The sequence below is a fragment of the Brasilonema bromeliae SPC951 genome (genome assembly GCF_012912135.1).
In the GTDB taxonomy this organism is placed as follows: Bacteria; Cyanobacteriota; Cyanobacteriia; order Cyanobacteriales; family Nostocaceae; genus Brasilonema; species Brasilonema bromeliae.
On the sequence record NZ_QMEB01000129.1, the window covers coordinates 9,521 to 17,437 of the forward strand.

Annotated in this window: 6 protein-coding genes; 5 read left to right on the forward strand and 1 reads right to left on the reverse strand. The window is 44.0% G+C overall.

Features of this window, described 5'->3' with window-relative positions; translation table 11 throughout:
• Positions 1–561: 561 nt before the first annotated feature.
• The 5 genes from psbA to DP116_RS16690 all read left to right on the forward strand — a co-directional run bounded on the left by psbA (position 562) and on the right by DP116_RS16690 (position 7,411).
• Positions 562–1,644 (forward strand): photosystem II q(b) protein, encoded by a 1,083-nt coding sequence (gene psbA / locus DP116_RS16670; RefSeq protein WP_169156245.1) that lies wholly within the window; start codon positions 562–564, stop codon positions 1,642–1,644.
• A 330-nt stretch (positions 1,645–1,974) separates the two neighbouring features.
• Positions 1,975–2,589 (forward strand): COP23 domain-containing protein, encoded by a 615-nt coding sequence (locus tag DP116_RS16675; protein WP_169156246.1) that lies wholly within the window; start codon positions 1,975–1,977, stop codon positions 2,587–2,589.
• 22 nt (positions 2,590–2,611) lie between these two features.
• Positions 2,612–3,385, forward strand: coding sequence for a S1 family peptidase (locus tag DP116_RS16680; RefSeq protein WP_169156247.1), 774 nt, complete (start codon positions 2,612–2,614; stop codon positions 3,383–3,385).
• A gap of 198 nt (positions 3,386–3,583) precedes the next feature.
• The gene (locus DP116_RS16685) at positions 3,584–5,689 is read left to right on the forward strand and encodes a tetratricopeptide repeat-containing S1 family peptidase (RefSeq protein WP_169156248.1); all 2,106 of its coding nucleotides are present in this window, start codon (positions 3,584–3,586) and stop codon (positions 5,687–5,689) included.
• 36 nt (positions 5,690–5,725) lie between these two features.
• Positions 5,726–7,411: a serine protease gene (locus DP116_RS16690; protein WP_169156249.1), complete on the forward strand. Its 1,686-nt coding sequence runs from the start codon at positions 5,726–5,728 to the stop codon at positions 7,409–7,411.
• Between the two features lie 224 nt (positions 7,412–7,635).
• Here DP116_RS16690 and DP116_RS16695 read toward each other — a convergent pair.
• On the reverse strand, positions 7,636–7,917 hold a 282-nt coding region (locus DP116_RS16695; protein ID WP_169156250.1), incomplete at its 5' end, for a Uma2 family endonuclease.

Genomic DNA, 7,917 nt, shown 5'->3' on the forward strand with positions numbered 1-7,917 from the left:
ACAGCCCGAGCCACTGCGTTGGGCGGGTTTCCCGACTTGAAGCACGTGGCGTCCCGTTGTAGTATCTGGCGTTGTGTGAGAGTGCATAACGCACCAAAACCTGATGCTGGTGCGTTAGCCACCAGGCATAACGCACCCTACGTACTTAATTTTTCTTAATAATTTTGTCTGGAAGACTTGCACACCGTTGTTATTTGTCACCAAGATTAAGCTATTGATATTATGTTTTATTTTTTAATTTTGAATGAGGGAATTTTAAATTGTTAAAACCTCTATGTTTACAGATAGTCTCAGCTTCAGTAGGGGTTGAAATCCTCGATTGAAACTGTATTTCATTTTAAATATTGAATTATTAATTGTGCTTATTTACTTAACACACCATAAAATTTCTCGTTAGGTTTATACGAATAACTTTACTTTTTTTAAACAAAATACAACTTGTAACAAAGTATTAAGTAATCACTTCAGTTCAAGTGAATTGATGTAAATTAAAACATGACAGGTAATTCAAGGAGTTACCTGATAAATAACAGTCAAAACATTTATCGCACTTATAAAACAATGACCACAACAATACAACGTCGCGAAAGCGGCAACGTATGGGAGCGGTTCTGCCAGTGGATCACCTCCACCGAAAATCGCCTATATGTAGGTTGGTTCGGTGTACTGATGGTTCCCACCCTCCTCTCCGCTACCATCTGTTTCATCATCGGTTTTATCGCAGCACCTCCTGTTGATATCGACGGTATCCGTGAGCCAGTTGCAGGTTCTTTAATTTACGGAAACAACATCATCTCTGGTGCTGTTGTTCCTTCCTCCAACGCTATCGGTTTACACTTCTACCCAATCTGGGAAGCTGCTTCTTTAGATGAGTGGTTGTACAACGGTGGTCCATACCAATTGGTGATCTTCCACTTCCTTATCGGTATTTTCTGCTGGTTAGGTCGTCAGTGGGAGTTATCCTACCGCTTAGGTATGCGTCCCTGGATCTGCGTAGCTTACTCTGCACCTGTTGCAGCAGCAACCTCCGTATTCCTGATTTACCCCCTCGGACAAGGTTCCTTCTCCGATGGTATGCCTCTGGGTATTGCTGGAACTTTCAACTTCATGTTGGTGTTCCAAGCAGAGCACAACATCTTGATGCACCCCTTCCACATGCTGGGCGTTGCTGGTGTCTTCGGTGGTTCACTGTTCAGTGCAATGCACGGTTCTTTGGTGACCTCCTCCTTGGTTCGTGAAACAACCGAAACTGAATCTCAGAACTACGGTTACGTCTTCGGTCAAGAAGAAGAAACCTACAACATCGTTGCTGCTCACGGCTACTTTGGTCGCTTAATCTTCCAATACGCTTCTTTCAACAACAGCCGTAGCTTGCACTTCTTCCTGGCTGCATGGCCTGTCATCGGTATCTGGTTCACCGCACTGGGTATCAGCACCATGGCGTTCAACCTCAACGGTTTCAACTTTAACCAATCTCTGATTGACTCTCAAGGTCGCGTGGTTAGCTCTTGGGCAGATGTGCTCAACCGTGCGAACCTGGGTATGGAAGTCATGCACGAGCGTAACGCTCACAACTTCCCCCTCGACTTAGCTAGCACAGAAGTTGCTCCTGTAGCACTTTCTGCTCCTGCTATCAACGGCTAATTCTTAATAGCCTAAGGACGTGATGTTTCGCGTCCTCCATAAGTGAAAAGCGCCTTTCTTGAAAGAGAGGGCGCTTTCTGATTTTTATATTTTTTTATAATTGAAATAATATTTGACTCCGTTCTTGTCCGCCTAGGACTGTAAGTCCCAGGCTCATAGTCGAAGTCCATTAAAATGGACTGACACTGGAATTGATTTTTGAGTCGATTGCTAACAGGAGGTTTAAATGGGTCAAAATAATGTGCATCTATGGCACTTTACGGGCAAACTATCACAATGACTCACGAAAAGTAAATATTTTAAGATAGTTTCATAAGGATTGAAATAACTATGAAACTCAATTTATTTGCCGATATACTCAGTCCGAAGGTTCGTAAAAGCACTGCGCTTTACGCCGTCGCCTTCGCCATCAGTTCAACTGCAACTCTGACTCAGCCCAGTTATGCTCAAAACCAAAAGTTTTTCTGCGGAATGAGCAAGGGTGTTCCAGCAACATTCGTTAATACCTCACGGGGAAAAATCCCGATGATTCGCTGGGTTGATGCAGGATTTGCTCCTCCTTGGACTCCTGAAAGGCGCTGTGAAGATATATCTGCCAGATTCCAACGATTCTACGACAACGGCACGCTAAATTTCCTCCGCGCTGGTAAGTCCGAACGTCAACCTGTATTGTGCGTTGCTGGCGAAAATGGTGGTCCTTGTTTGCCTGAGGGAATATTGCTCACCCTCAAGCCTGGTAAAGATCCTGAGGATATTCTACAACAACTGCTTAATGGTCGCGGTGGGGCTAATCCTGGAATCGTTGAACTCAGTGGTAACACCAACAGAGATGTTGTTTCCTCAGAAAAAGACGCAGCTTACCTTGATGTCCAAAAACTCCTTTCTAAAATGGAAGGTAGAGGAAGCACATCTTGTCCAGCAGGACAACCTCTTTGGAAATGTTAAGCAAATTGCAAACTAAATCAACATGCAATGGCGCTTACTTACACTGGTTGCCTGTATTGGTAGTTTATCAATTTCGTCGGTAGCATCAGCACCGAATGTCGGGGTTTGTGTTGAGCAACCGTTAACCCAACGTTTGGGAAACCAACTGCAATACAAAGCTAAGTCGATTACAGTCAAAGTCTTGTCAAAAAACTTTCTGGGGTCAGGTATTCTGATTCACAAACAAGACTCAGTTTATACAGTACTGACGAATGCTCATGTACTCAAGTCAGGCAAACCTCCCTATCAAATTCAAACCCCCGATGGTTATGTGTATCTGGCTGACGTCCCTAGCACCAAAGACTCTCCCCCCTACTTTAAAAACAATGATTTGGCTGTTTTGCAGTTTCGCAGTCCTAAAGTCAGCTATGCGATCGCCTCTATTGGTTCTGCATCAAGTTTAAATGTGGGCAATGAAGTGTTTGCAGCTGGATTTCCCTTTGATTTTGACAGAAATCAAGACCAAGGGTTTGTTTTTAAAACAGGTAAAGTTTCTTTAATTCTGAAGAAAGCTTTAGAAGGTGGATACCAAATTGGATATACTAACGATTTGCAAAAAGGTATGAGTGGCGGACCACTGCTCAATCGCTTTGGTGAGGTGGTAGCTATTAATGGAATGCACGCTGAACCTCTTTGGGGTAATCCATATGTCTATCAAGATGGCACTCAACCGGAACAACCTTTGCGAGAGAAGATGAGTAAATCTAGCTGGGGGATTCCGATTGAGACATTTAGGCGGTTGGTATCAACCCCCTAAGCCCTGCGGGCACGCTGCGCGTTAGCCCTCTGGGCGTGCGCTCTGCGCATACGGGGGAGTTCAAAATAAAGAAAATTAAATTGTAGGGTGTGTTATCGCTTTAGCGTAACGCACCATCGACAATTTAAGGTGCGTTAGCCTTCGGCATAACACACCCTACGTCTGATTTTGATATAACAATTGGGGCAAAAGTTGAATATGAATTTCTTTTCTCGTCGTCTTCCAGCAGTGCTGATGGGTGCAGCAGTCGTGATGGTGCAACCTCAATTAGCTGTAGCATTATCTCCAATACAAGTCAGCGACATTGCTAAAGAATTTACTGTTCTGATTGATGGGGATGGAATTGGTTCTGGAATCATTTTTGAACGTAAAGGTGACACCTACCTTGTGATCACCAATCAGCACGTGGTGCCTAAGAATGATGGGAAATACGAGATTCAGACACCTGATGGAAGTCGCTACCCAGTTTCCCGCAGCCAAGTTTTGCCTGGGTTAGACATTGCAATTTTGCAGTTTACTAGTAATAAGAATTATCGTCTAGCAGAGTTGGGAAACTCTGACCAAATACGGGAAGGCTCAACAATTTATGCAGCAGGTTGGGCTGATAGTTTACCAGGTATCACCAACGAACGTACCTATCAATTTACGAATGGCTTTATTCGCAGTCGCGTGAAGCAAGCTGATCGTGGCTATGCCTTAGTTTATAACAATGAGGTGATACCAGGGATGAGTGGTGGTCCGATGTTGGATGAAAATGGTCGTGTAGTAGGAGTTAATGGGCGAGCCTATAATACGGAAACGATATTAGCAGTTTTGAGGATAGGAATTCCAGTTAACACTGTTTTAACAGCCAGAAGTCGCCCAACAACAGCTTCCTCTACTGTTGCAGCCGCTCCACAGGAACGCACGGCTGAAGCTTTAATCAACTTAGGAGGCGTGAGAGCCAATAGAAAAGATTACCGAGGAGCAATTGGTGATTACAACCAAGCTTTGCGAATTAATCCTAACAATCCTGATGCTTACTTCCGACGAAGTTTTGCTTACTTTTACTTAGGGGATTTTCCAGCCGCTACTGTGGACTTAAATAAGGTATTGGAACTCAATCCCAAAAATGCTGTTGCTTACGCCCAACGGAGTGTTCTTCGCATTCAGCAGAAAGACTTGCAGGGGGCGCTTGCTGATGGTGAGCAAGCAGTTCGCCTGGCTCCCAACCTAAGCTTAAGCTACCTTTCTCGTGGTAGTGTCCGCCTCTTATCACAAGACTATAAAGGAGCGATCGCGGATATAGACAGGTTCATTCAGCAAGACCGTAAATTTGCCCATGCCTACGCTGTACGAGGTTTTGCCCGCGCTATGTCAAAAGACAAGCAAGGAGCAAACGCTGATTTCGATAAGGCAATTCAGCTAGATCCCAACTTTTTCACTACATACCAATTTAGGGGTGTTAGCCGCCAATTAATATGGGGAGACAAGGAAGGAGCAAGCGCAGATTTTCAAAAAGTCGCAGTTCTTTGTCAGCAAGAATTGAGTACACCCCTTTGTCAACAAGTACAGCAAGAAATAAAGCAGGCGCAAGACCCAACATTGTTATACAAGCAAGCAATTGCTGATGCAAATTTGGCGATTCAACGAAATCCTCAAGATGCCAATGCTTATCTCAGACGGGCTGCTGGTTACTATCTCCAAGGAGATAACAATAAAGCGTTGGAAGATCTAAACCAAGCTACTCGCATCAATTCCAAATATTCCCAAGCTTGGGTTCTGCGAGGAGATGCTTTATTCAAGCTAGGACAAAAAGAAGAGGCTATCTCCTCTTATGAACGTGCAATTCAAGTTAACAGTGAATGGGGCGGCGCAAGCCCTGCTGAAACTTGGTTTAAGCGAGGTACCATATTGCAGAAGCTAGGACGAAAACAAGAGGCTATCTCCTCTTATGAGCGTGCAATTCAAGCTAACAGTGAATCGGATAACGTATACCCTGCTTCAGCTTACAACAATATTGGGCTAGTCAAATACGAACAGGGAGATGTAGAAGGAGCTATCCGCCAATTTCAAAGTGCTATTAATAATGACAGTAAAAAGGTAGAACCTCAATTAGCCCTTGCAGTTGCACTCTATACAAAGGGCGAGCGGGAAAAAGGTTTAACAATGGCAGAATCTGCTTTACGTTCGGAAAATAGGTATGCTGATGTAGAGTTTCTTAAAAAAAATCTTTGGGGCGAGAAGCTCATAGCAGATACACAAAAACTCCTACAAACTCCCAAAATCCGAGAAATCACATCTCGCCCATCTCGCAGTCAATGATATTTATATAAAAAAATGGCGTTGGAAAATTTAAATATGAATTTCTTTTCTCGTCATCTACCACCGGTGCTGATGGGTGCAGCAGTCGTAATGGTGCAACCTCAACTCGCTGTCGCATTATCTCCAACACAAATCAGCGACATTGCGAAAGAATTTACTGTTCTGATTACTGGTGAAGGTATTGGTTCTGGGGTGATTTTTGAACGTAAAGGTGACACTTATTCTGTGATCACCAATCAGCACGTGGTGGCTAACGATGGGAGATATGAAATTCAAACACCTGATGGCAGTCGCTACCCAGTTTACCGCAGCCAAGAACTACCTGGGTTGGACGTTGCAATTTTGCAGTTCACAAGCAAGAAAAATTACCGCCTTGCGAGTTTAGGTAACTCTGACCAAATCAGGCAAGGAATGACGGTTTATGTGGTAGGTTGGGGTTTAGTTAATGATTTATCAGATAAAACCAACAAATCCAGCTATCTTACCTTTGCTGGAATCATTGAAAGTCTGAGCAAAAACCCACAGCAGGGTTATGGTTTGGCATATAACAATCAGGCGATATCCGGAATGAGTGGTAGTCCGGTACTAGATGAAAATGGTCGTGTGGTGGGGATTAACGCAGCAAGACTTGATCAAAATCTCACGGTACAAGGAACACGACTGTTGGCAGGTTGGAGGTTGGGAATTCCGATTAACATGGTTTTAACAACTCGAAATCGTCCGGTAAGTTCGCCAGTAACCGCACAACAACCAGGTGCTATAGCGTTTACAACACTAAGGAGAACTGAAGCTTTAATTAGCTCAGGGGGAGCTAAGAAAAATAGAAAAGACTACCAAGGAGCGATCGCTGATTACAACCAAGCTTTGCGGATTAATCCCAATAACCCTGATGCTTACTTGCAACGAGGTAGCGCTTACTATTATCTGAAGAAGTACCAGGCAGCTCGTGAGGATTTTAACAAGGTACTGCAACTCAGTCCCAAAAATGCAAATGCCTACAACAACAGGGGTGTTCTCCGCTATCAGTCGGGAGACAAGCAAGCAGCGCTGGCAGATTTTAACTCCGCAATTCAGTTAGACCCCAAATTGGCAGGTACCTACTACAACAGGGGTGCTATCCGCGATCAGTCGGGAGACAAGCAAGCAGCGCTGGCAGATTATAACTCCGCAATTCAGTTAGACCCCAAAAATGCACCTGCCTACATTGAACGGGCTGTTCTCCGCTACGAGTCGGGAGACAAGCAAGCAGCGCTGGCAGATTATAACCAGGCAATTCAGTTAGACCCCAAAAATGCAAAAGTCTACACCAACAGGGGTTTTCTCCGTAAGGAGTCGGGAGACAAGCAAGCAGCACTGGCAGATTTTAACCAGGCAATTCAGTTAGACCCCAAAGATGCATTTGCCTACTACAACATTGGGTTGGTCAAATACGAACAAGGAGATATAGAAGAAGCTATGCGTCAGTTTCAAACTGCTATTAATAATGACAGCAAAAAGGTACAACCTCAATTAGCTCTTGCAGTCGCACTCTATAGTAAAGGAGAGCAAGAATGGGGTTTTTCAACGGTAGAAGTGGTTTTGCGTTCGGACAAACGTTTTGCTGATTTAAAGTTTCTCAAGAAGGAACTACTCTGGGGCGATAAGCTAATAGCAGATACGAAAAAGCTTTTAGAAAATCCTAAGATTAGGGAGATAACATCTCGCCCATCTCGCAGTCAGTAAATTTCTTGTGTGAATACCTGGCGAATGGAATTCGCGGCTATACAGACAAAGTCCGCCTACGCGGACTAATTTGTAGCCTGCGGAGGCAGGCTTTGTTTGTGTAGCCTCAGACTTCCAGTCTGAAGGCAGAATTCTGTTTTTCTTATTTAGACAGCGTGGACGTGTTTAACATCTCGCCCATCTCGCAGTCAGTAAATTTCTTGCACTCATTCGCTATTTTGGATTCATGTCTCAGCATTAAAAATCTGTTGGGCAGTTAAGGTCAGTTCTGGGAACGTGGGAGATACAATATGCTCATCACCTCGAAACTTGGTAACTCGATACTCACCTTCATCCAATGAGCAAACCAAAATAGTAGGTTGTTTTGGATCTCCTATAAACTCTCTTCCGCCTAAACCAGCATAATCAACGATCCAATACTCACGAATCCCCATTTCCTCATAATCAGCATATTTTTTGAGATAATCATCACGCCAATTAGTACTAACCCTTACGGGTTCGTCAGT

Bases quoted from the DNA above. Each gene is read 5' to 3' on its own strand.
- DP116_RS16685 (WP_169156248.1), top strand. From the start codon at position 3,584: ATGAATTTCTTTTCTCGTCGTCTTCCAGCAGTGCTGATGGGTGCAGCA.
- DP116_RS16690 (WP_169156249.1), top strand. From the start codon at position 5,726: ATGAATTTCTTTTCTCGTCATCTACCACCGGTGCTGATGGGTGCAGCA.
- psbA (WP_169156245.1), top strand. From the start codon at position 562: ATGACCACAACAATACAACGTCGCGAAAGCGGCAACGTATGGGAGCGG.
- DP116_RS16680 (WP_169156247.1), top strand. From the start codon at position 2,612: ATGCAATGGCGCTTACTTACACTGGTTGCCTGTATTGGTAGTTTATCA.
- DP116_RS16675 (WP_169156246.1), top strand. From the start codon at position 1,975: ATGAAACTCAATTTATTTGCCGATATACTCAGTCCGAAGGTTCGTAAA.